The 21,696-nt window shown below is 69.7% G+C and carries 20 protein-coding genes; 11 read left to right on the top strand and 9 right to left on the bottom strand.

All coding sequences use genetic code 11. From position 1 onward, the window contains the following. Nucleotides 1-150: 150 nt before the first annotated feature. The gene (locus ACWCHM_RS29285; protein WP_454220612.1) at nucleotides 151-1,065 is read left to right on the top strand and encodes a polysaccharide deacetylase family protein; all 915 of its coding nucleotides are present in this window, start codon (nucleotides 151-153) and stop codon (nucleotides 1,063-1,065) included. 11 nt (nucleotides 1,066-1,076) lie between these two features. Here ACWCHM_RS29285 and corA read toward each other — a convergent pair whose 3' ends face one another. Continuing rightward, entirely contained in the window at nucleotides 1,077-2,225 is a 1,149-nt protein-coding gene (gene corA / locus ACWCHM_RS29280) for a magnesium/cobalt transporter CorA (RefSeq protein ID WP_204958271.1), read from the bottom strand. Between the two features lie 296 nt (nucleotides 2,226-2,521). Next, nucleotides 2,522-3,616 carry an aminotransferase-like domain-containing protein gene (locus ACWCHM_RS29275; RefSeq protein ID WP_204958272.1) on the bottom strand — a complete coding sequence of 365 codons (1,095 nt, stop codon included), beginning with the start codon at nucleotides 3,614-3,616 and terminating at the stop codon, nucleotides 2,522-2,524. Between the two features lie 564 nt (nucleotides 3,617-4,180). Between ACWCHM_RS29275 and ACWCHM_RS29270 the strand changes: the two genes are divergently transcribed. From ACWCHM_RS29270 to ACWCHM_RS29255, 4 genes are all read left to right on the top strand, one after another. Next, nucleotides 4,181-4,594, top strand: a complete 414-nt coding sequence (locus tag ACWCHM_RS29270) for a hypothetical protein (RefSeq protein ID WP_454220609.1) — start codon at nucleotides 4,181-4,183, stop codon at nucleotides 4,592-4,594. A 99-nt stretch (nucleotides 4,595-4,693) separates the two neighbouring features. After that, a complete protein-coding gene (locus tag ACWCHM_RS29265; protein ID WP_204958273.1) occupies nucleotides 4,694-5,425 on the top strand; it encodes a phosphocholine cytidylyltransferase family protein in 732 nt (243 codons plus the stop codon). Further along, nucleotides 5,413-6,480: an iron-containing alcohol dehydrogenase family protein gene (locus ACWCHM_RS29260; protein WP_204958274.1), complete on the top strand. Its 1,068-nt coding sequence runs from the start codon at nucleotides 5,413-5,415 to the stop codon at nucleotides 6,478-6,480. Before ACWCHM_RS29265 ends, ACWCHM_RS29260 begins: the two co-directional genes overlap by 13 nt. After that, entirely contained in the window at nucleotides 6,455-7,174 is a 720-nt protein-coding gene (locus ACWCHM_RS29255; protein ID WP_421489810.1) for a CDP-alcohol phosphatidyltransferase family protein, read from the top strand. Before ACWCHM_RS29260 ends, ACWCHM_RS29255 begins: the two co-directional genes overlap by 26 nt. 820 nt (nucleotides 7,175-7,994) lie before the next feature. On the opposite strand, the gene ACWCHM_RS29250 is transcribed toward ACWCHM_RS29255, so the two are convergent. Continuing rightward, a complete protein-coding gene (locus tag ACWCHM_RS29250) occupies nucleotides 7,995-8,672 on the bottom strand; it encodes a hypothetical protein (protein WP_421489809.1) in 678 nt (225 codons plus the stop codon). 363 nt (nucleotides 8,673-9,035) lie between these two features. On the opposite strand from ACWCHM_RS29250, the gene ACWCHM_RS29245 reads away from it, so the two are divergent. Next, on the top strand, nucleotides 9,036-9,644 hold the full coding sequence (locus ACWCHM_RS29245) for an RNA polymerase sigma factor (RefSeq protein WP_421490496.1): 609 nt from the start codon (nucleotides 9,036-9,038) through the stop codon (nucleotides 9,642-9,644). Further along, nucleotides 9,641-10,591 (top strand): CU044_5270 family protein, encoded by a 951-nt coding sequence (locus ACWCHM_RS29240; RefSeq protein WP_421489808.1) that lies wholly within the window; start codon nucleotides 9,641-9,643, stop codon nucleotides 10,589-10,591. The genes ACWCHM_RS29245 and ACWCHM_RS29240 overlap by 4 nt, the downstream gene beginning before the upstream one ends. Before the next feature lie 144 nt (nucleotides 10,592-10,735). Here the strand turns inward: ACWCHM_RS29240 and ACWCHM_RS29235 are convergent, their stop codons facing one another. Beyond that, nucleotides 10,736-11,074: a transposase gene (locus ACWCHM_RS29235; RefSeq protein WP_421489807.1), complete on the bottom strand. Its 339-nt coding sequence runs from the start codon at nucleotides 11,072-11,074 to the stop codon at nucleotides 10,736-10,738. A 228-nt stretch (nucleotides 11,075-11,302) separates the two neighbouring features. On the opposite strand from ACWCHM_RS29235, the gene ACWCHM_RS29230 reads away from it, so the two are divergent. Beyond that, nucleotides 11,303-11,545: a hypothetical protein gene (locus tag ACWCHM_RS29230; RefSeq protein WP_421489806.1), complete on the top strand. Its 243-nt coding sequence runs from the start codon at nucleotides 11,303-11,305 to the stop codon at nucleotides 11,543-11,545. A 50-nt stretch (nucleotides 11,546-11,595) separates the two neighbouring features. On the opposite strand, the gene ACWCHM_RS29225 is transcribed toward ACWCHM_RS29230, so the two are convergent. Together ACWCHM_RS29225 and ACWCHM_RS29220 are read right to left on the bottom strand one after the other, a co-directional pair. Continuing rightward, nucleotides 11,596-12,225, bottom strand: a complete 630-nt coding sequence (locus tag ACWCHM_RS29225; protein WP_454220606.1) for a tetratricopeptide repeat protein — start codon at nucleotides 12,223-12,225, stop codon at nucleotides 11,596-11,598. A 97-nt stretch (nucleotides 12,226-12,322) separates the two neighbouring features. Then, nucleotides 12,323-14,581 carry a CHAT domain-containing protein gene (locus tag ACWCHM_RS29220; protein ID WP_454220604.1) on the bottom strand — a complete coding sequence of 753 codons (2,259 nt, stop codon included), beginning with the start codon at nucleotides 14,579-14,581 and terminating at the stop codon, nucleotides 12,323-12,325. Between the two features lie 302 nt (nucleotides 14,582-14,883). On the opposite strand from ACWCHM_RS29220, the gene ACWCHM_RS29215 reads away from it, so the two are divergent. Further along, nucleotides 14,884-16,044, top strand: coding sequence for a tetratricopeptide repeat protein (locus ACWCHM_RS29215; RefSeq protein ID WP_454220602.1), 1,161 nt, complete (start codon nucleotides 14,884-14,886; stop codon nucleotides 16,042-16,044). Between the two features lie 89 nt (nucleotides 16,045-16,133). Here the strand turns inward: ACWCHM_RS29215 and ACWCHM_RS29210 are convergent, their stop codons facing one another. After that, a complete protein-coding gene (locus ACWCHM_RS29210) occupies nucleotides 16,134-16,697 on the bottom strand; it encodes an SWIM zinc finger family protein (RefSeq protein WP_454220600.1) in 564 nt (187 codons plus the stop codon). After that, entirely contained in the window at nucleotides 16,694-18,547 is a 1,854-nt protein-coding gene (locus ACWCHM_RS29205; RefSeq protein ID WP_454220598.1) for a DEAD/DEAH box helicase, read from the bottom strand. The genes ACWCHM_RS29210 and ACWCHM_RS29205 overlap by 4 nt, the downstream gene beginning before the upstream one ends. Nucleotides 18,548-18,704: 157 nt before the next feature. Between ACWCHM_RS29205 and ACWCHM_RS29200 the strand changes: the two genes are divergently transcribed. Continuing rightward, the gene (locus tag ACWCHM_RS29200) at nucleotides 18,705-19,199 is read left to right on the top strand and encodes a MarR family winged helix-turn-helix transcriptional regulator (protein WP_454220596.1); all 495 of its coding nucleotides are present in this window, start codon (nucleotides 18,705-18,707) and stop codon (nucleotides 19,197-19,199) included. A 647-nt stretch (nucleotides 19,200-19,846) separates the two neighbouring features. Next, nucleotides 19,847-20,932 carry a tetratricopeptide repeat protein gene (locus tag ACWCHM_RS29195; protein ID WP_454220595.1) on the top strand — a complete coding sequence of 362 codons (1,086 nt, stop codon included), beginning with the start codon at nucleotides 19,847-19,849 and terminating at the stop codon, nucleotides 20,930-20,932. 237 nt (nucleotides 20,933-21,169) lie between these two features. On the opposite strand, the gene ACWCHM_RS29190 is transcribed toward ACWCHM_RS29195, so the two are convergent. Then, nucleotides 21,170-21,361, bottom strand: coding sequence for a DUF397 domain-containing protein (locus ACWCHM_RS29190; RefSeq protein WP_454220593.1), 192 nt, complete (start codon nucleotides 21,359-21,361; stop codon nucleotides 21,170-21,172). Nucleotides 21,362-21,696: the final 335 nt, after the last annotated feature.

Raw genomic sequence — 21,696 nt, 5'->3', positions numbered from 1 at the left:
GCCGCCCGCAGCCCCCGGCACGGTACGGCCCGGCACCGTCATCCAGCCTGCCCAGGGCGGCGACCCCCACAAGAACGTAAGGATTTTTCAGGGTTCCCCCCGACCGTTACGGGCCCACCCGGCGGGCGTCCGGCTCCTACAGTGCTCGTTATGTCGCCGACCACCGATCCGGAGCGTCCGGCTCCGGAGCCGAGCGGTGCCCCCTCGACGGGGCGCTCGGACCAGTCCGCCCAGCGCCCGGCCGGGCGTGAGCGGGCGCTGTCCCGGCGGCGGGTGCTCTCCGGCACCGCCGCCGCCCTGGCCGGCGCCGGGGTGGCGCTGACCGGCGAGTTCGGGTACGCGGAGGCGACCGCCGACAGCAAGCTGCCCGTCTACGGCGGGTACGCCGCCACCGTGCACGCCGACCGGCGCACCCCGCCCCGGTCGTCCCGGGTCGACGTGGTGTGGAGCGTGGACACCACCCGCCGGCTGATCGCGCTCACCTTCGACGACGGCCCGGCGCCCAACTGGACCCCACGGGTGCTGTCGATCCTCGCGCAGACCGACACCCCGGCCACCTTCTTCATGGTCGGCCGCCGGGCCCGCGAGTACGGTCGGCTGGTGGCGCACCGGCTCGACGGTCACGAGATCGGTAACCACACCTGGGCCCACCAGGATCTGGCGAAGATGACCTACGAGCAGGCGTGCACGGCGATCAGCCGGGCGCACAACGAGCTGACCCGGCTCTGGGGCCGGGAGCCCACCCTGCTCCGCCCGCCGTACGGGCACCTCGCCGGCAGCACCCTGCTCGCCGCCAACGACCTCGGCTACCAGGTGGTCCTGTGGAACCGGCAGATGCTCGAATCCCGGTTCACCCAGAATCCGGACGGCCTGGTCGACTACGTCGTCGACTCCTGTGAGCCGGGCACCATCCTGCTCGCCCACGACACCGGGCCGGTGGACCGGCTGGTCGCGATCCGGGGGTTGGCCGCGATGATCAGCGGGCTGCGGCGGCGGGGCTTCGAGTTCGTCACCGTCTCGCAGCTGATGGCGGCGGCCACCCCGGTGCCCGCCCCGGCCCACTGACCGGGGGTCGGTCAGAGCCAGCCGTTGCGGCGGAACCACCGGTAGAGCGCCAGTGAGATGGTGAGCATCAACGCGAGCACCCCCGGGTAGCCGTACGTCCATTTCAGTTCGGGCATGTTCTCGAAGTTCATGCCGTAGACACCGGCGAACGCGGTCCACACCGCCGCGATGGCCGCCCAGGCGGCGATCTTGCGCATGTCGTTGTTCTGGTCGACGGTGACCTGCGCCAGCCGGGCCTGGAGGATCGAGTTGAGCAGGTCGTCGTAGGAGTTGACCTGTTCGACGGTGCGGCTGAGGTGGTCCTGCACGTCGCGGAAGTACCGTCGTACCTCCTGCGGCACCTCGCGGTTGACCTGGGCGGTCAGCGTCAGCAGCGGCCGTTGCAGCGGGATCACCGCCCGCTTGAACTCCACCAGTTCCCGCTTCATCTGGTAGATCCGCTGGATCCGGCCGCTGCTCTGCCGGTCGAAGACGTCGGCCTCCAGCACGTCGAGGTCGTCCTCCAACTGGTCGGCCACCTCCAGGTAGAGGTCCACCACCCGGTCGGTGATCGCGTACGCCACCGCCCACGGGCCGTGCCGCAGCAGGTCCCGCTTGGCCTCCAGGTCGGCCCGGACCGGCGACAGCCGGCAGGCGTCCCCGTGCCGGACGCTGATCAGGAAGTTCGGCCCGATGAACAGCATCACCTGGCCGGTCTCCACCACCTCGGAGGTCTCGGTCAGCTCGCTGTGCTCGCAGTACCTGGCGGTACGCAGCACCAGGAAGCTGACGTCGCCGAAGCGCTCCAGCTTGGGCCGCTGCTGGGCCTTCACCGCGTCCTCGACGGCCAGTTCGTGCAGGCCGTACGTCTCGGCGATGGCGGTCATCTCGGCCAGTTCCGGTTCGTGCAGGCCGAGCCAGACGAACCCGTCGCGCTCGTCGCGGGCGGCGGCCAGCGCCTCGGCGTACTGCCACTGGCCGGGGCGGCGTTCGCCGTCGACGTAGAGGCCGCAGTCGACCACCCCGCTGCGTCCCGGGCCGGTGGGCGTGGGGGTACGGGGGGAGCCGTCGGCATTGAGGATGCGGGACATCGCGCGCACCGGGGACACCCAGGCGCGGGGGTTCAGCACCCGACCGCCGTGGAGTGTCGCCGACCGTTCCCGTGCCGCCCGGTCCGTCATGGCGTTCCCCCTCCCGGGTGTCCTGCTGCGGCTTGCAGGCTACGCCGCCGCCGTGGATGGCGGGTGTGGGCGCCGGGCGGGTCGGGCCGCATTCAGGGGGGTGAGGGGGCGACCCGACCCACCCGGCACCGTTGGGGGCGGGGGTAATGCTGCCGCGTCGCCCACCCGTCCGGCGGGAACGACCGGGTCACCGGCCGAACGTGAGTGACGCTCGCAGCATTGTGGGTCGCCGGGCCGGCCAAGGGGAGCCCTCAACCGGCCCACGTCGTGCTTTTGTCAGAAACCCGACAGATATTTCAGCCGCGTACGGCCGCCACCGCGTCCGCCAACCGGCGAACACCCTCGTCGATCCGGTCCGCCGTCACCGCGGAGAAGGCCAGCCGCAACGCGTGCCGCCCGCCGTCGACCATGAAGTCGCTGCCCTTGACCACCGCGACGCCCCGCTCGGCGGCGGCCGGGGCCAACCGGTCCACGTCCACGTCCTCGGGGAACTCCACCCAGAGGAAGTAGCCGCCGTCCGGCTCGACGAAGGTCACCTCCGGCAGGTGCCGACGCAGCGACTCGGCCAGCACCCCCGCCCGCTCACCCAGCGCCGACGACACCGTGGCGATCGACCGCTGGATGTCGCCCGAGACGCAGAACTGGTGCACGATCGACTGCGCCACCATGCCCGGCGAGATGTAGAGGCTGGTCGCCTTCTTGGCGATGTCGGCGATCAGGCTCGCCGGCCCGACCAGGTAACCGACCCGGACCCCGGGGCAGACGGTCTTGGTGAAGCTCGACGCGTGCACCACCACCCCCCGGGTGTCCATCGACAGCATCGACGGCAGCGGCTCGCCCCGGAACCGGATGTCGGCGTAGGGGTCGTCCTCGAAGATGGTGAAGCCGTACTCGGCGGCGAGGTCGAGCAGCTCACGGCGCTTGTCCAGGGAGAGGGTCACGCCGGCCGGGTTCTGGTAGTTCGGGATCACGTGGGCCAGCCGGGGGCGTACCCCGGACTCCAGCAGCTTGCGCAGCTCGGCGGTGTCCAGGCCGTCCGGCTCGATGCCCACGCCGTGGATCTCGCCGCCCATCCGTTGCAGGTTGAGCAGCGTCCGGTCGTACGTCGGACGCTCCACCACCACGGCGTCCCCGCGCCGGACCAGGTGGTCGAAGAGGAACGCGTCGGCCTGCAACGAGCCGTTGGTGACCAGCACCTGATCCGCCTCGACGCCGTGCTTCTCGGCGATCCACTTCCGCAAGGGCGGGTAACCCACGGAGGTGCCGTAGGCGGTGACCCCGGCGGGGTCGGCGTCGAAGGCACGGACGGCGGCGGCCTTGAGCCCCTCGACATCCACGATGTCCAGCGAGGGCGCGCCACGGGCGAACGAGATCAGCTGCTCGGCGGTCATGCGCACGAGCCTAGGGCCTGTCCGGGCCGCTCCGGCCGGCATACACGCCAAGTTCAACATGCGGGCACGCCGTACGGGGCGGGACGGGCCGAACCGGTCGACTCCGGTGCAGGTCGGGACGGGACCGGGCATCGGCACGGCCCGCCCCCGCTCGCTACTGTCGAAGCGTGCCCACCGAGCCCCTCCGCAACGCCGGCGCGTTGATCACGGACGATGGCGTCGAGCTGGCACCGCACCGCTTCGCCGGGCTGGTCGCCCCGGCGGTCGAGCGGGCGTTCGTGGCCGGGATGCTCGCCGGCCGCGACGGCGGCGGCGCCGAACTGAGCCAACGGTACGGCGGGCCCGCCGCCACCGGCTTCCTGGTGGAGTTCCGCACCCGGCTCGCCGCACCGGGCGGCACCGTCGACCGGGCCGGCTTCGCCGCCGTCAACCGCTACCGCGACCCCCGCCGCCTGCCAGCGGGCGCTGGACAAACAGGTCGCCCACGGCACGATCGCCCGCCGGCCGGACGGCGGGATCACCGCCACCGAACGCGGCGTCGACTTCCTCACCGAGCTGTACCAGGTGCACGCCGAGGTGACCGAGGAACTGTGGGCCGGGCACGACGACCGGGTACGCCGGCTCGTCGAGGCGTACGGGCGGGTGGTGGCGTACGCGGTGCTGCTGGCCGGGGAGCCGGACGCCGGGCCGGGGCCCGCGTTCGCGGCGGTCGCCCCGCCGTACGAGCCGGACGGCACCCCGCCGGGCGTGCTGCTGCTCAACCGGATCGGCGCGCTGCGGTACCACCGGGCCGACGCGTACGCGCAGGCGTGGACCGCCGCCGGGCACACCGCCGCCAGCGTCGGCGAGCTGCCGGACGGGCCGGAGCGGCGGGCCATCGAGTTGGAGACCGACCGTCGGGCGGCCGGCCCGTACGCCACGCTGACCGCCGACGAGCGGCTGGGCGTGCTCGCCGACCTGGCCGCCCTGCCCGGCTGAACCCCGGCCGGCCCGGGTGAACTCCCGGTTGACGGCGGCCGGCCGGTCACCCGGGGCTATCCTCCACGGTGACCTGGAGTCGTACGAGGGAGGCCCCGCATGATCGGGATGGTGCTCGCGGCCGGTGCGGGACGCCGACTGCGCCCGTACACCGACACCCTGCCCAAGGCGTTGGTGCCGGTGGACGGTGAGACCACCATCCTGGACATCGCGCTGCGCAACCTGGCCGAGGTGGGGCTCACCGAGATCGTGATCGTGGTCGGCTACGCCGCCGACGCGGTCGTGCAGCGGCAGGCGGCGCTGGAGGAGAAGTACGGCGTCACCCTCACCCTGGTGCACAACGACAGGGCCGAGGAGTGGAACAACGCCTACTCGCTGTGGCTGGCCCGGGAGCACTTCGCCCGGGGCGTGCTGCTGGTCAACGGCGACACCGTGCACCCGGTGAGCGTGGAGAAGACCCTGCTGGCCGAGCGCGGGCCGGGCATCCTGCTCGCCGTGGACACCCTCAAGGCGCTGGCCGACGAGGAGATGAAGACCACCTTCGACGCCGCCGGCCAGCTCACCCGGATCACCAAGCTGATGGACCCGGGCGAGGCGTACGGCGAGTACATCGGCGCGACGCTGATCGAGCCGCAGGTGGCCGGGGCGCTCGCCGACGCGCTGGAGGCGACCTGGCGGCGGGACCCGAACCTCTACTACGAGGACGGCTACCAGGAGTTCGCCGACCGGGGTGGCGAGGTGCGGGCCGCGCCGATCGGGGACGTCTCCTGGGTCGAGGTCGACAACCACGACGACCTGACCCGGGCGCGGGAGATCGCGTGCCGCTACTAGCCCGTACCATCCTGACCCCGCTGCACATCGATGTGCGGCGCGGTGCGGTCGCCGACCTGGCCACGATCCTCGCCGACGGGCGGATCTCCGCCGGGGGTGACGTGGCGGTGGTGGTCGGCCCCGGTCAGGGCGGGCAGATCGCCGACCTGCTGCGGCCGTCGCTGCGTTCGGCGGACGTGTTCACCGTGGCCGGCGGCACCCTCGACGCCGCCGACGAGTTGGGCGGCAAGCTCCGCGAACGCTCGTACGACGCGGTGGTCGGCATCGGCGGCGGCAAGACCATCGACGTGGCAAAGTACGCCGCCACCCGGCGCGGACTGCCAATGGTGACGATGGCGACCAGCCTCGCCAACGACGGCATCGCCTCCCCGGTGGCCAGCCTGATCACCGGCGGACTCAAGGGCTCCTACGGGGTGCACATCCCGATCGCGGTGATCGTCGACCTGGACTTCGTGGCCGCCGGCCCCGACCAGCACAACCGGGCCGGCATCGGCGACGTGGTCAGCAACATCAGCGCCCTGGCCGACTGGGAACTGGCCCGCCAGGTACGCGGCGAACCGGTCGACGGCCTGGCCGCGTCGCTGGCCCGGATGGGCGCTGAGGCGGTGCTCGCGCACACCGGCGACATGACCGACGACGCGTTCGTCACGGTGCTGGCCGAGGCGCTGATCTCCAGCGGCCTGGCGATGGCGGTCTGCGGCAGCAGCCGGCCGGCCAGCGGCGGCTGCCACGAGATCATGCACGCCGTCGACGCCCTCTTCCCCGGCACCTCGTCGCACGGCGAGCTGGCCGGGCTCGGTGCGCTGTTCTGCACGTTCCTGCGCGGCGACCAGCGGCGCTTCGTCGAGATGGCGGCCTGCCTGGGCCGGCACCGGCTGCCCCGGCACCCGGCCGACGTGGGCCTCACCGACGACCAGTTCGTCGAGGCGGTGCAGTTCGCCCCGGCCACCCGCCCCGACCGGTACACCATCCTGGAGCACCTGGCCATGTCGGTTACCGAGACGCGGGAGCGGCTGGCAGACTACGCCGGTGCACTCCGCGACCACAGTGGCTGAACCCCGTCCCACCGTCGCCGACTTCCACCGGGTCAACCGGGGCGGCGGCCTGTTCAGCGAATCGGTCAGCCAGTGGCTGGGTGCCGTCTTCGCCCTGGTCGCCCAGCGCCTCGGACTGCGCCCGACCGCGCTGACCATCACCAACCTGGTGCTCGGCCTGGCCGCCTCGGTGACCGTGGTGGCGCTCGCCGACCGGGTCGCCGCCGGCACCGTACCGGCCTGGCTGGTCGGGCTGGTCGCGCTGGTCGGCTGGCAGGTGGCGTACGCCCTGGACTGCGCCGACGGGCAGCTCGCCCGGGTGACCGGTCAGGGCAGCGCGGCCGGTGCCCGGGTCGACGTGCTCTGCGACGTGGCCGCCCAGATCGCCCTGGTCGCCGCCCTGTCGGCCACCGCCGTGGCGCAGCGCCCCTCCACGCCGACCTGGCTGGTGGCGACCTTCGCCGGCACCTGGATGGTCAACCTGGTGACCTCGGTGATGCAGTCCGGCCCCAACGCCGCCAGCATGGTCACCTCCACCTCCCTGCCGGTACGCCTGGTCAAACTGGTCCGCGACTACGGTGCGGTGATCTTCGTGGCGGGGTTGGTGCTGATGCTCGTGCCGGCGCTGGTGTTCTGGGTGGTCGTGGCGTTCACCATCGTCAACGGCGGCTTCCTGCTGGCCAGCATCGCCTTCTCGGCCCGCGCCTCGCTGTAGGGACCAGCACTCGCGCGGGCCGCGTCGGCCCCGCCCAGCTTGATCGACTCGACTGGGTCGATACAGCGGTATCAAGCGCGCCCGATACCGCTACATCGCCCCCAATGGAGTCAGGCTGGTCCCAAGTAGCCGCTGCAGGTGATCTCTGAGCATCAGAGTCTTGGCGTCCGGAGCGGAGATCCTTTGATCCACTCGGAGGAGACGTGAGAACGGCGCACCAGCACGCGACCGGCGGTGGCGACTCGCCCTGGTGCCGCTCGCCACCGTAGGGGTGGTCGCCGCCGGCCTGGTCGTGACCCAGCGGCGCCCAGGCCACCACCTGGCCCACCGCCAAGAGCACCCAGTCGATCAGCGGCACCCGCGGCTTTGGTCTGGTGCGCTACAAGGCCGGCGCCGCGACCATAAGAACGTGATCATCGGTTCGCCGGCCGCTGATGGCATCCCACTGCAAGGGCAGCTGCACGCTGGTCAACGTGTGGTGGTAGGACGTCGGCGAGGACGCTGCGACGTTCAAGGGCGGCACACAGGCAACAGCTCCGGTGCCGAACCGGTCAAGACCGGCAGCGGCCCCGACGGCACGTACTGCAAGTACACGTCGTCGAACATCGTCCACAGGTAGGGCAGGGAATCCAGTTCCGCCCACCGGTGAGGCGGGCCCGCGCACGTTCCCGAGAGGGCCTGCGCGGGCCATCGCCGTCGACGGCACGATGCCAAACCGTCGCAGGGACCAAGCCGACAGGGTCGCGCGACAGCATGTCCCTGTCGGCTTGTGATCCACACATCACAGATTTGCCTCGCGCGTCCAATCTCGATTCAGTGTCTAGCAGACACGCACACCATCGATGATGTCGTTGTATGACAAGCCGCCAAGGCCAATGTTGCTGTTCCAGTCGATCGCTTCACTCGAAAAGAGCTTGACGAAGCTGCTGCCATTCCAGTTGGAGAAGGTGCTGACGGTCCCGCTCGTCTGATTGTTGACATAGCCCGTGATCCGGTCGTTCCACTTTCCACCCGTCGGATAGTTGAACGTCGCCAGATCCCTGAACCCGCAGGTGTAGAAGCTGATGCTGTACCCGAGGAAACCTTGATCCGCAAACAGGCACAGGTACTGATAGTTACATCCGTAATGGGGTGGCTCGGCAGTTGCGCCGCGCTGGGCCGGTGTCTTGATCCAGCTTTCGGACGGAGCAGAGGGTGCAGGTCGTTGGCGGGCTGGGGCATCGAGGGCCGCCTTGACAGCAGCCTTTGACAACACTCTCTTGTTTCGCGGCTGGCTCGCCGGCATGGTGATCTCGACACCAGGAGCAATCCGAAGAGTGTCTTCACTCACCACTACCGAGCCCGGATAGAGCTCCATTAGTGACCCGAGGGCCACCGACACTTCGGAGGCGGAGGCCACGGTAGCGCCACCCGCGTGAGCGGGCACACCGTTGACGCTGATTGCAGCGGCAGCAGATGCCGCCAGCAGGACACGAACCAGTCTTCTTGATTTCGCCATTGATTCCTCTCCGTCCAGGGTAATTAGGAATTAAGGCGAGGGCATGCCAGCCCGCGGACCGCCATTTTCTGCCAGCGCAAACATTCCCCGTCGACCCTTACGCTAGCAGCGGAATTGCCGCGGATCCGCCCACAATGCTCCAACAATTAAAGACTGCTTTTACTTTTTGACATCTATCACTTAGGGTTAATCTTTACGTGAGGGCCGGGCAGGTCACGGCCCATCCACTCGAAACTCAGGTAACACTACGTCAGTGTAACGAATCGATAACGATAGTGTAGGCGGGCCGAAAAGGGCGAACGCGTTGACCCTCTGCTGCATAGACAGGGCGGCCACGGAACACAGGAGGCGGATTTGAAGCAGGTGATCAATACGGAAGGCCACGTTCACGGCACCCCGGCTACAGCGGAACGCACCGACTCCGAGGTCATCAAGGAGTCGATGCTGGACCCCAGCCACTTCGGTGTGCTATATGAGCGACATGCCAGGGTGTTGCACGGCTATGCCTATCGAAGACTCGGACGGGAGGCAGCAGAGGACGTCGTCGCGGAGACCTTCTTGAAGGCGTTCCGCGCCAGACAGACGTACGACCTCAGACACAGCGATGCTCGGCCGTGGTTCTTCGCCATAGCGATCAACGAGATCGCCCGCCACCACCGTGTGGAGAAGGCCAGGTATCGCACCCTCCTCCGCTCCATCCATCAAGATCAGGAACGTACGGAGAGTATTGCCAATCAGGTGGCTGATGCGGTATCAGCTCGGACGCTACGGAAGCCGCTGATCGAGGCGCTCACGAAGCTCTCTCGTCGCGACCGGGACGTGCTGCTCATGGTCGCGTGGGCCGGTCTGAACTACGAGGAAGTAGCCAGGGCGCTTCAGGTACCGCCCGGCACAGTTCGATCGCGGCTGCATCGCGCCCGTCAGAAGATCCGCAAGTATCTGCCCGACGACATCGCCCTGGAGCTGACGTGAAGGATCTAGAACTGATCAAGCAGCTGGGAGAGGACCTCGCCCCGGGCCAGGGTGAGCCACTTGCTCCATTTTCCCCAGCCACCCTCTGCGACCCACCTCGTAGGCGACCGTTGAAGATATGGCACGCCGGAGTCGCAACGCTTGCGGTAGCAGGAGTTACTGCGGCGCTGGCGGTCGTATGGCCGAGTCCGCCACGAATATCGCCTGGCCAGACGGCGGCCAACGGGGCCACTACCATCCTCGACAAGGCCGCCGCCGTCAGCAGCCAATCCACTCTTCTTCCCCTCCAGGCCAGCGAGTACATCTTTACCGAGACGGTCAGCAGTTACCCGAGCCAAGTTGAGCAGCCTGACGGCTCCTTCAAGGTCGTCAGAAATAGCCCGGTCGTGACCCAGATCTGGCTCCCGGTGGACCCAGCGAAGAGCGGCCAGCAACGACAGCGCCCCGAAGAGGGCGGCAGCGAGTGGGGGCCTTGGCTTCCGGTCGCCCCATGTCCGGAGGCGCAAAAGCCGGCCGTACCAGGAGGTGCAGCCGCACCCTGCACAAGGGGCGTCTTACCAATTGATTTCCCTACTGACCCCTCTGCGGTGCTGGCCTGGCTCATCGGGGATCGCCCAGGTGGTTCACCTAGCCCGGAGCCCTCGATTCCCAACCCGATCAGTGGGCAGGACGGCTTAGCGTTCGAAACAGCAAGGTCGCTTCTCATGACAGGGACTTACCTACAGCCAGAACAGCGCAGCGTAATCTTCAAGGCTCTGGCAAAGCTCCCGGGTGTCGGCACGGTAAACGACGTCCAGGATGGTTCAGGTCGGCGAGGAATCGGTATCTCCGCAGGTGGTTTCGAAGCGCTGGTATTCGACTCCACCTCATTTACTTTCCTGGGAACCACCAGCTCGGCCATAATTAAACAAGCCCCGACCACAGAGGCCGGCAAAGTCCCAGCCTGAACGGTCATCGCCGAGGCGGGCCGCGCACTCCGATGCAGGCGTGCGCGGCGAGCCGCCGACTTCGGCCACGACATCGGTGTGCCGACGATGTGACGACCGGCCCACACCGCCAGAGTGGCGAGAGCAGCATTGGCACCCCGTCGATCAACGCTCCGATGCCGAATGGCGCTCACCTTGATCCACTCGGTTTGGGACGGAGTAGGGGTATCGACCCCGCCGGGATACCGCTACTCCGGCGCACGGGTCCTCGGCCTCGACCCAGTTCAGCCAGGACGCATACGTCGGCAGGAAGACCAGGTCGACCTGGTTGGCGAAGCACCAGGCGCGGACTTGACGGTGCTTGCACGGGGAGAAGTTGTCCAGGATCAGGTAGAAGTGTTGGTCGGGCCAGCGGTGGCGCAGGGTCTTGAGGAAGCTGAGGAAATCGCACCACCGTTTGCGGTCGCGGATGCGGTAATGCAGGCGGTCCGGTAGCGAGGTCAAGGGCGGCGATCATGTGCCGTACGCCCTGGTCACGCTGGTAGGTGGCGCGTAGTCGCACCGGATGTCCGACGCCTCGCCATGCGTGGCCGGGGCGGGGTTGGAGGTTGAGTGGCCCGAACCCATCGACGCAGAGCACCCTGCCGTCGGCTGGTGGGTGGTCGTAGAGGTCGAGGATGCGGCGCATCTTCGAGGTGAAGTCGGGGTCGTTGCTGGCCTTCCACGTCTTGGGTGCAGTTGGACTACGCGGTGACCTATGACGAGGGCTCCTCCGGCGAGCTGCGCGCCACGATCATTCAGGCCGTGGGGAACCGCATCGCCTACGGGTCCGTTCGGCAGTACCGCACCTGGACCTGCACCGGGCAGACGCAGCCGCTGTCGGCGCTGATCCCGGCCAATGTCGCCGGTGTCCCGTTGCGCACCGGCGAAGCCCTGCTGTACGCCTGGATCTCCGCCTGCCCCGGCGCGAACTAATATGCCATCGCCGGACAGGTGGTGCGGATCATCCACTGACACCGCTGCCGTCACGGTCCTGGGAGCGGTCCGGATCTTGGGTCCTCCGCGCGTTCTCGGCGGAGTTGTTGGAGGACGCGGGTGTCGGCTTCGAGGTCGGGGTGGCCGACCTGCCGGTCGAGGTCGACGACGCGTTCGAGTTCGCGGATCGCCTGGTCGAGGTCACCGTCCGCCCGGTGGACCATCGCGATGTTATACCGGGTAACGGCTTCGCCGGCTCGGTCGCCGACCTCCCGCCGGATGGGCAGGGCCTGCTGGTAGTGGTCCAGGCCCCGCTGCCGATCCCCCAGGCTGTCGTACACGAGGCCGATGTTGTTGAGGGTGGTGGCTTCGCCGGCCCGGTCGCCGACCTCCCGGGTGATGGGTAGGGCCTGGTGGTAGTGGTCCAAGGCCCGCCGCCGATCCCCCAGGCTGTCGTACACGCTGCCGATGTTGTTGAGGGTGGCGGCTTCGTTGCCCCGGTGGCCGGCCTGCCGGTACATGGTCAGGGCCTGGTGGTAGTCCTCCAGCGCCGGCTGCGGCCGACCGGTCGCACGCCGGGCCCAACCCCGGTCGTAGAAGGAACCGGCGTCCGGGCCGAGGGTCAGGGTCGCGGTGGCCATGGCTTCGACGTCGGCGAACCGCGAGGTACGCAGCCACACACGGCATACCCGGTCACCGACGTCCCGGGCGATAGCGGGCTGCCACCCGGCGACTGCGAGCCGATGCACCTCGACCCAACAGGCGAGGACCTTCGGGTCAGTGGCCATCGGCGGGGGTGGGGTCGAGGACCCAGATTTGATAGAGGGACTTGGCGGCGTCGGCGCAGGCCTGGATGTGCTCCTCATCGGTGAGCAGGGGGCGGACGAGGGGGTGCAGGAGGTTGGAAACGAAGTAGCGGGGCTCGCGGCTCTCCGGGTCGGTGCCCTCTTCGAGCAGGCCGAGTTCGACGGCCCGCCGCAGGTGCCGGGCGGCGTCGGGGTGCGGGTGCAGGGCGTGGACGGTGGCGGCGGGGATCGGTAGTTCGACGACGTTGATCCTCGCGAGCATCCGGCGCAGTTCGAGGGGTTGGGAGTCAAGCAGGTTGTCGGCCAGGACGGTTTCCCGGCGGAACCGGTCGGCTTCGTTCTCGATGGCGGTGAGCAGGCCGTCGACGTCGAGGGTGGCATCGTCGACGATCCGGTCGAGCCAGTCGAGCAGGCGGGGGTTGCCGGCTGCGGCCTCGATCGCCCGGATCCGGATGGTGGGGTTGATGATGGATTCGGGGCGCAGGTTGGTCAGGTTGGCGATCTTCTTGGTCTGCTCGACCGGGGTGAGGGTTTCCAGCGCCTCGACGGCGATGGTGGTGCCAACCGGGGTGGGGAAGCGGTAGCGGCTGGTGATGATGACGCGGCTCGGGCTGCCGGTGTCGCGGATGGCGGCCAGCAGGGCGGGCAGGATCTCGGCCATCGCCGGGGCGAGGACCCGGCTGCCGTCGTCGCGGGTGTCGAGGTTGCCGGTTTCGAAGTCGTCGAACACGAACAGGCAGGGCGTGTCGCCGAGCGGCCCGTCGACGTCGAGCAGGTGCCGTAGCCGGATCGACAGGGGAACCTGCTCGTTGTCGAGCAGTGCGGCGGCCTCGATGCTCTGGTCGAGGCTGTCGAAGCGGATCTTGCTGGTCAGCTCGCGGAACTTGATGGCGTCGACCCGGCCGTACCAGACGGCACGCTGGTGGGTGGGCATGCGTTCCAGGAGCCGGGAGGCGAGGCTGCTCTTGCCGAGCCCGCCCATGCCGGCCAGCAGCAGGCCCTGCGCCGCGCCGGGGGTGTCGGCGGGTTGCCACAGAACGCGCAGGCAGCGCTGGATGACCCGCCGCCGGCCGACGAACTCGGCGCGGGACGCGACCCGGGACAGTTGGGTCTGCGGGTCCAGGAACTGCTGGTCGGCGGCGCGCACCTGCAACCGCTTACGGCCCTTGGTGTGCAGCGGGGTGACCAGGGGTGCCAGCGGGGACCGGTCGGCGTAGATCCGGAGCAGATGCCAGTAGCTGCTCTTGCGCTCGTGGAACAGGTGACGGCGGGCCGCGACGACGGCCCGGTCCAACGACCCGCCGTCGGCCAGGGCCTGGTAGAGCGCGGCGGCGAAGTCGGTGGCGGAGACGTCCCCGACCGGCAGCGCCCAGCCCAGCACCGCAGGGGCACCGGCGGCGACCAGGCTCTCACTCATCGACGGGAACACGCCGCCGTCGGGGGCGTCGGCGGTCAGGCAGCCGGACACGAACACCAGCCTCGGCCAGTGGCCCTGCATCGCCTCGGCGAGCTGGTCGGCCGTCGCCCGGGTGAGCCTGCCGTACTCGTCCTCCAGGAGGAAGAACGGCTGTCCGCCGGCGGTGGTGGCGTGTCCGCTCAGGTGCAGCACGTCGAAGTGGCCGGGCCCGTAGTCACGGTTGAGGAACCGCAGCCCCTCCAGACTGCCGCTCTCCTCGACCACCAGATCGGTGCCGGTACGTCGGGTCGCGGCCAGGATCGCCGCCTCCTCGGCCTCGAAGTTGAGCACCGGCTCCACACCCTCGGGCGAGGCCGCCATGAACAGCACCCGCAACGGCCGGTTACCCGGCGCAACCTGGCCGGTCAACGCCGCGTGGGTGCCGACCGTCCGGACCGGCAACAGCGGTGCCCGCCCGGCCACCGTCAAGAACGCCCCCTGCCGGGCCAGCAACTCCCACGGCAGGTGCCGCAGTCGCTGTTCGGCGGTGATCCGCAGCACCGCCCCGGTGCGACCGGCCAGGATCGGGGTCAGCCACCGCTCATCGCCGTCGAGGAACTCCGCTAGCCGGGTTCCCAGCTCGGCCAGCCGGGCCGCGCCGTACACCTTGTAGGCGGTGGCGTCGGTGCTGTAGTCACGGCGTACCAGGGTAAGCAGCTCGTCGACCGCGGCGCGGTCCAGACCGCGGACCCGAAGTGGCTGGCCCTCGGCGGACAGCCGCAGCTCGTAGTGATGGGAGGTCTGCTCGAAGACCTCCAGGTCGAAGGTGCTCATCTGCCCATCCCCGTCGTGGTGGTCAGTTCAGTGCGCCGGGTAGTCGACGGTGGACCTTGGGTGGCCACTGTACGTTTCCCTCACGTCCCGCAACTGCTATGTGGACCCGCCTCGGGTGACGGCTTTCCGACTCACCGGCCGTGTCCGGGCGGGTAGAACGTTCACTGCCTCTTGCCGGGTGGTGTCACGGTCCGGTGGTGACCGGGCCGGCAACAGGGAGCATCAGGAGGAGCGCTGTGGCATCGGAGAGCCGGGATCGGGAAACGCCCGTCTCCGTTGCAACGGCCACCGTTACCCGCCTGGTGGAGGTGCACCGGCTCGCGGTCGCCGGGCGGCAGCCGCAGATCGCCCGGGACGTCGGTGACCGGGTGAGTCGGGTGTGGCTGCCCACCTCGCGGTTCACCGACGTCGAGGCCCTCGCCACCGCCACCCTGACCCTGGGACCGGATGCCGGCTCCTTCTATGACCGGGGATGGGCGCGGTCGGCGACCGGTCGGCCCGGGCCGGCGCTGGAGGACTACCGGCAGGCCCTGACCATGTACCGGCAGGCCGGCCACCGGGGTAACGAAGCCGCCACCCTCAGCAAAACCGGTCACCTGTATTTCGACGTGGGGGACCGGCAGCGGGCCATCGACTACTACCACCAGGCCCTCCCCCTCCAACGGGAGGTCGGCGACCGGGCCGGCGAAGCCACCACTCTCAACAGCATCGGCGCCGTCTACAGCAGTCTGGGAGACCCGCACCGGGCCCTCAACTACTACCGCCCGGCCCTCACCATCCGGCGGGAGGTCGGCGACCGGGCCGGCGAAGCCACCACCCTCACCGACATCGGCTCCATCTACAACAACCTGGGGGACCCGCACCGGGCCATCGAGCACTACCGGCAGGCCCTACCCCTGCAACGGGAGGTCGGCGACCGGGCCAGCGAAGCCACCACCCTCAACAACATCGGCACGGCGTACGAAAGGCTGGGGGACCGGCAGCGGGCCATCGACCACTACCACCAGGCCCTCACCATCCAACGGGACGTCGGCAGCCGGGCCGGTGAGGCCGCCGTCCTCAACAACATCGGCGACGCGTACGTCAGGTCGGGAGATCTTCAACGAGCACTCGACCAGTTCCACCGGGCCCTTCGCATCATCCGGGAAGTCGGCAACCGGGCCGGCGAGGCCGCCATCCTCAACAACATCGGCGCGGCTTACCACACGCTGGGGGACCGGCAGCGGGCCCTCGACCATCACCGCCAGGCCCTCCCCATCCGGCGCGAGGTCGGCGACCGGGTCGGTGAAGCCACCACCCGGTACCACATCGCCCGGCTCCACCGGGCGGACGGCGACCTCGACCAGGCGATCCGGGAACTTGAACGCGTCGTCGACCTCGACCGGCAGATGGGTCACTCCAACCTCGAAGCCGACAGCGCTCTCCTGCGGCAGCTCCGCCAGCAACGCGCGGAAGGCCCGTAGGGGCGATGCCCTCCCGCAGCGGGCCGCACGACGGGCGTCGCGCGTCGCCCGGCTGTGGCGGTCGGGCGGGTCCGCCGGGTGACCGGGTCTCAGCCGCCGTAGAAGCTGGCCGGGTCGACGTCGGCCAGCGCAACCCAGTCCGGGTCCAGCGGCGGGGCGAGCGCGGCGGGCGACATCCGCAACTCGACGGCGAGTGCCGGCCGCTCGTCGACCAGCTGGGACAACGCATAGATCGTGGCCAGGACGTGCAGGCAGGGGCGGCGGCGACTCCGGCAGTCGCACTCGGACACCAGTTCGTCGAGCCCGACGCCGACGCTGATGCCGTGCCGGCGGAAGTCGCCGTCGAGACTGTCCGGCAGGTCGCCGGGGGCCAGCCCGCGGTTGTCCCCCAGCGCCGTGGCGATCAGGCGGGTCGCCTCGTCCCGGGTCTCGACGGGCCAGGGCGGCAGCACCAGGCGGACCCGGTTGCCGACGCCCGACACCCGTACGTCGGCCTCCAGGTGGCCGCCGTCGGCCGACAGGGTGACCGCGTGGTTGCGGGCGAGGCTGCGCGCTTTCGGCAGCAGGGCGTTGGGGCCGACGGCGGCCGTCGAGGCGACCGTACGCACCCAGGAGCGGCCCCAGGGGGTCGCGCCGAACTCGGCGGGGATCAACGGGAGCCTCCCGGGTCGAGGTCGAGCACCGCGTGCAGTTCGTCGTCGGACAGCCGGGACAGGGCCGCCTCGGCGTCGCCGGAGACGATCTCGGCGAGCCCTCGCTTGCTGTCGTGCAGCCGGGCGATGTGGTCCTCGATGGTGCCGCCGGTGACCAGGGTGTAGACGTTCAGGGTGCGCTGTTGGCCGATCCGGTGCGCCCGGTCGGTCGCCTGTTCCTCGACGGCGGGGTTCCACCAGCGGTCGTAGTGCATGACGTGGCTGGCCCGGGTGAGGTTCAGGCCGAAGCCGGCCGCCCGCAGACTGAGCAGGAGCACGGCGGGAGCGTCGTCGTCCTCCTGGAACGCCCGGACGAGTTCGTCGCGCCGGGCGGCGGGGAGGCCACCGTGCAGGAACGGGACCGGGCCCACTCCCAGGCTGTCCGTCAGGTGGTCGGCGAGCAGGCCGCCCATGGCCCGGTACTGGGTGAACACGAGCGCGCGGTCGTTGTCCTCGACGATCTCGGTGAGCATCTCGGTCGCCCGGTCGAACTTGCCGGAGCGCCCCGGCCGGGCGGGACCGTCCCGGAGGAACTGGGCGGGGTGGTTGCAGATCTGCTTGAGCGAGGTCAGCAGGGCCAAAACCCGTCCGCTGCGTTCGATGCCGACGCCCAGGCCGGCGGCGAACGCCCGGTCCACCGCCTCCCGGTAGAGCCGGGCCTGCTCGTCGGTGAGGGTGCAGATCGTCGTCGAATACTGCTTGGCTGGCAGTTCGGTCGCCACCTCGGCCTTCGTACGGCGCAGCAGGTGCGGCCGGACGATGGTGCCGAGGGCGGTGGCGGCGGTGACGGAGCGGCGCTGCTCGATCGGCGTCACGAACCGCTGCCGGAACCGGGCGCGGGTGCCCAGCAGGCCGGGGTTGGTCACGTGCAGCAGGGACCAGAGTTCGTCCAGCCGGTTCTCCACGGGCGTGCCGGTCATGGCGATCCGGGAGCGGGCGGACAGGCGGGCCGCCGCCCGGCTGGCCAACGCCTCCGGGTTCTTGATCTGCTGCGCCTCGTCGAGGACGACCACGTCCCAGTCGGTGGCCGTCAACGGTTCGTCACGGCGCAGCACCGGATAGCTGGTGATCACCACCGTTCCCGGCCGGTAGGTGTCGGGCAGCCGACGGTCCGCACCGTGGTAGCTGACCGTCGGCACGGCCGGGGCGAAGCGGGCGATCTCCCTGCGCCAGTTGCCGACCAGGGACGTCGGGCAGACCACCAGGTGCGGTTCGGGCGAGCGGCGGGTGGCGAGCAGGCAGATGGCCTGGAGGGTCTTGCCCAGGCCCATCTCGTCGGCGAGCACGCCGCCGTGCCCGAGCCCGGGTCGGGCGGCGAGCCAGGCCACCCCGTCGATCTGGTACGGCCGCAGGGTCGCCCGGATGTCGGTGCCGCGCAGGGCGTCCCGGGTGGTCACCGCCTGGCGGAACCGGGTCAGCAGGGCGGACGCGGCGGTGATGGCGGTGCCGTCGTCGTTGACCACGGCATGGGCCGCCACCGGCATCCGGGTGCCCAGCGTGGCGTAGCCCTCGGCGTCACCCGGCGACAGGCCGGCCGCGTCCCGCCAGGCCCGGACGGACTCGCCGACCGTCGCGCCCGGGTCGAGCGTACGCAGGGCCGGCAGCGCCTCGTCCAGCTCCGCGAGCTGCACCGCGACACTGGTCACGGCGATCCGGCCGGCCACCGGCAGGGCCAGCCGGCAGACGCCGGAGCGGCCTTCGGGCAGGCCGTGGGCACGGATCGCCCCGGTCAGCGGCGTGACGCCCCACCAGGCGATCGCGTTCTCGGCGGGGACGAAGGTGGCCTGGAGTGTGCCGGGCAGGTCGGTCATCGTCCAGCCCCTCGTCGGGGTCGGTCGGGGCGTCGGTTCGGCGAGCAACGGGGCAAGACCCACTCCTAGGTCGGGGAGGGTGCAATGATGAGTGCGGGACGCAACAGTTGCGCCGCGCAACGATAGGAGGAATTATGCCCCACGCGCCGGCTCCGCGATGACCACGCGGGAAACGGGTCAGGCAGACCGGGCCGGCACCGACCCGCTCGCCGAGGAGGTCGTCCGCCGGCTGCCGGACTGGATCACCCACCTGATCCAGATCAACAGCCTGGTCGCGAGCCGGATGGGCGTGGTGGTGAGCGACTTCCACTGCCTGCACGCGTTGCAGCAGCACGGCCCGACCACGGCCGGGGTGCTCGCCCGGCAGGTCGGCATCACCCCCGGATCGGCCTCCCGGATGATCGACCGGCTCGCCGACGCCGGCTGCGTCCGCCGCACACCCGACCCGAACGACCGGCGGCGCGTCCTCATCGAGCCGACCCGCGAGGGGCTCGACCGGATCGACGCCTACTACGCGGGCCTGACCGCGCGGACCTTCCAGGACCTGGCCGCCTTCGACGACGAGGAGCTACGCACGCTGCTGCGGTTCATCGAGGTCTTCCAGGTCAGCGCGGCGGCAGAGGTCGAACGGCTACGCTCCGCCACCCCCTGACCGCCCCGCGCCCACCCCCTCGGATCTGCCGGGTGATCAAGAGGTTTGCGTCAACTTTGATCTTCCCGATGACGTAAACCTCTTGATCACCGGGGTGTAGGGCGAGAGTTCCGGGCGATTTGGCGGGAAGGAGGTCGGGGGTGGTGTCGGGGGGTGGTGTCGGGGGCGCCGTTGAGTTTGGTGTCCACCTTGGTCGACTTCGTTTGGGGCAAAGTTGGGGTATCGACCGCACCGGAATACCGCTACTTCTTTCCACGGGTTTTGCGCCTGCCTGGCTGTCGGGACGAGGGCCGGGGCAGGTCACTGCCGCAGGCGCGTCCCGGGGTCGCCCGGCGAACCCGGCTCAGGTGACGGCTTTCCGACTCACTGGCCGTGCCCCGGCCACCGGGGTAAGAACGATGATGACCGTGTCACCACCCCACGCGGATGACGCCATGGTCCGCCCCTCGGCAACCGTGGCGTCGACCACCGGAGGCAGCAGGAGGAGCGGAGTGGGAGCGGGCATCGCGGACCGGGAACCGGCAGGACCACGCCCTGCCACTCCCCCGGCGACGACCACGCTCGCCCGACACGTGGAGGTGCACCGGCTCGCGGTCGCCGGTCGGCAGCCGCGGATCGCCCGGGATGTCGGTCACCGGGTGGGTCAGGTGTGGTTGGGTACCTCGCGCTTCGCCGCCGTCGAGGCTATGGCCACCGCGACCCTGACCCTCGGCCCGGACGCCAGCTCCTTCTACGACCGTGGTTGGGCGCGGTCGTCGACCGGTCGACCCCGGACGGCGCTGGAGGACTACCGGCAGGCCCTGACTATGTACCAGCAGGCCAGCGACCGGGGCAACGAAGCCGCCACCCTCCACAACATCGGCAGCGTGTACAACAACCTGGGGCATCGGCAACGGGCCCTGGACCACTACCACCAAGCCCTCCCCATCACCCGAGAGGTCGGCAACCGAGCCGGCGAAGCCACCACCCTCCACAACATCGGCCACGTGCACAACAACCTGGGGCATCGACAGCGGGCCCTGGACCACTACCACCAAGCCCTCCCCATCACCCGAGAGGTCGGCAACCGAGCCGGCGAAGCCACCACCCTCCACAACATCGGCCACGTGCACAACAACCTGGGGCATCGACAGCGGGCCCTGGACCACTACCACCAAGCCCTCCCCATCCGCCGGGAAGTCGGCGACCGAGCCGGCGAAGCCACCACCCTCCACAACATCGGCCACGTGCACAACAACCTGGGGCATCGACAGCGGGCCCTGGACCACTACCACCAAGCCCTCCCCATCCGCCGGGAAGTCGGCGACCGAGCCGGCGAAGCCACCACCCTCCACAACATCGGCCACGTGCACAACAACCTGGGGCATCGACAGCGGGCCCTGGACCACTACCACCAAGCCCTACCCATCCGCCGGGAAGTCGGCGACCGAGCCGGCGAAGCCACCACCCTCCACAACATCGGCCACGTGCACAACAACCTGGGGCATCGACAGCGGGCCCTGGACCACTACCACCAAGCCCTACCCATCCGCCGGGAAGTCGGCGACCGGGCCGGCGAAGCCGTCACCCGGTACAACATCGCGATGGTCCACCGGGCGGACGGTGACCTCGACCAGGCGATCCGCGAACTCGAACAGGTCGTCGACCTCGACCGGCAGGTCGACCACCCCGACCTCGAAGCCGACACCCGCGTCCTCGAACAACTACGCCAGGAACGCGCGAAGCGCCGGTAATCAAGAGCCTGGCTACGAAATGCTCGCTGTCGGCGAGCGCCGGGCACCAGCCAAGGGTGGCCATGACGTCGGGGGTGGGCCAGATGCGCTACGGGCTGCCCTCGATCTCGGACAGCGATGGTTCCGGTGCCTACCAGCCCACCGTCGAGCCTCAACGAGGTGAGAAAGCAGCCCGCCCCGGTTTCCCCGACGGGGGCCGGGGCCAAGTCACTGCCGCAGTCGGTATGACGGGCGGCGTCAGTTGTGCTTGAGGGAGTCGACGAAGGTACGCCAGCCCTGGGCATCGAAGGCGAGGGTGGGGCCGGACTTGTCCTTGCTGTCCCGGACGGCCACCCCGTTGCGGAGGTCGGCCACCTCGACGCACTGACCGTTGGCGTCGCTCCGGCTGCTCTTGCGCCACACCGCGCCGGTGAGGTCCGGGTTCGACATGTCAGCCTCTACTTCATCTCGCCTGCTATCCGCCAGATCGAACATCGTCTACAGGGTAGGGTCAGCGCCCTTCATCCGCCGGTAGGCCCGTTCTTCGTCACCTGCACGTAGGTCTGGCATCGCAGATCCGCCTCCTCGCCAGCATTTGCCCCTGGTGATCAAGAGGTTTGCGTCACCCGCCACCGATGATCAAGAGGTTTGCGTCAACTTTGATCTCCTAGATGACGCAAACCTCTTGATCACGGTGGAAGGTCGGGTTCGGGCACTGGGGGTTCGCGGTGGTTTAGGGGGTTTGTGTTCTTGGTCTTTGTGACCTGCGTTGGTCGACTCGGTTG

The organism is Micromonospora sp. SCSIO 07396, assembly GCF_053667945.1.
This window is presented reverse-complemented; position numbering and strand designations above follow the sequence as displayed.

Coding starts and splice junctions, on each gene's coding strand:
- ACWCHM_RS29220 (WP_454220604.1), bottom strand. CDS start 14,581: ATGAGCACCTTCGACCTGGAGGTCTTCGAGCAGACCTCCCATCACTAC.
- ACWCHM_RS29285 (WP_454220612.1), top strand. CDS start 151: ATGTCGCCGACCACCGATCCGGAGCGTCCGGCTCCGGAGCCGAGCGGT.
- corA (WP_204958271.1), bottom strand. CDS start 2,225: ATGACGGACCGGGCGGCACGGGAACGGTCGGCGACACTCCACGGCGGT.
- ACWCHM_RS29265 (WP_204958273.1), top strand. CDS start 4,694: ATGATCGGGATGGTGCTCGCGGCCGGTGCGGGACGCCGACTGCGCCCG.
- ACWCHM_RS29190 (WP_454220593.1), bottom strand. CDS start 21,361: ATGTCGAACCCGGACCTCACCGGCGCGGTGTGGCGCAAGAGCAGCCGG.
- ACWCHM_RS29205 (WP_454220598.1), bottom strand. CDS start 18,547: ATGACCGACCTGCCCGGCACACTCCAGGCCACCTTCGTCCCCGCCGAG.
- ACWCHM_RS29250 (WP_421489809.1), bottom strand. CDS start 8,672: ATGGCGAAATCAAGAAGACTGGTTCGTGTCCTGCTGGCGGCATCTGCT.
- ACWCHM_RS29275 (WP_204958272.1), bottom strand. CDS start 3,616: ATGACCGCCGAGCAGCTGATCTCGTTCGCCCGTGGCGCGCCCTCGCTG.
- ACWCHM_RS29200 (WP_454220596.1), top strand. CDS start 18,705: ATGACCACGCGGGAAACGGGTCAGGCAGACCGGGCCGGCACCGACCCG.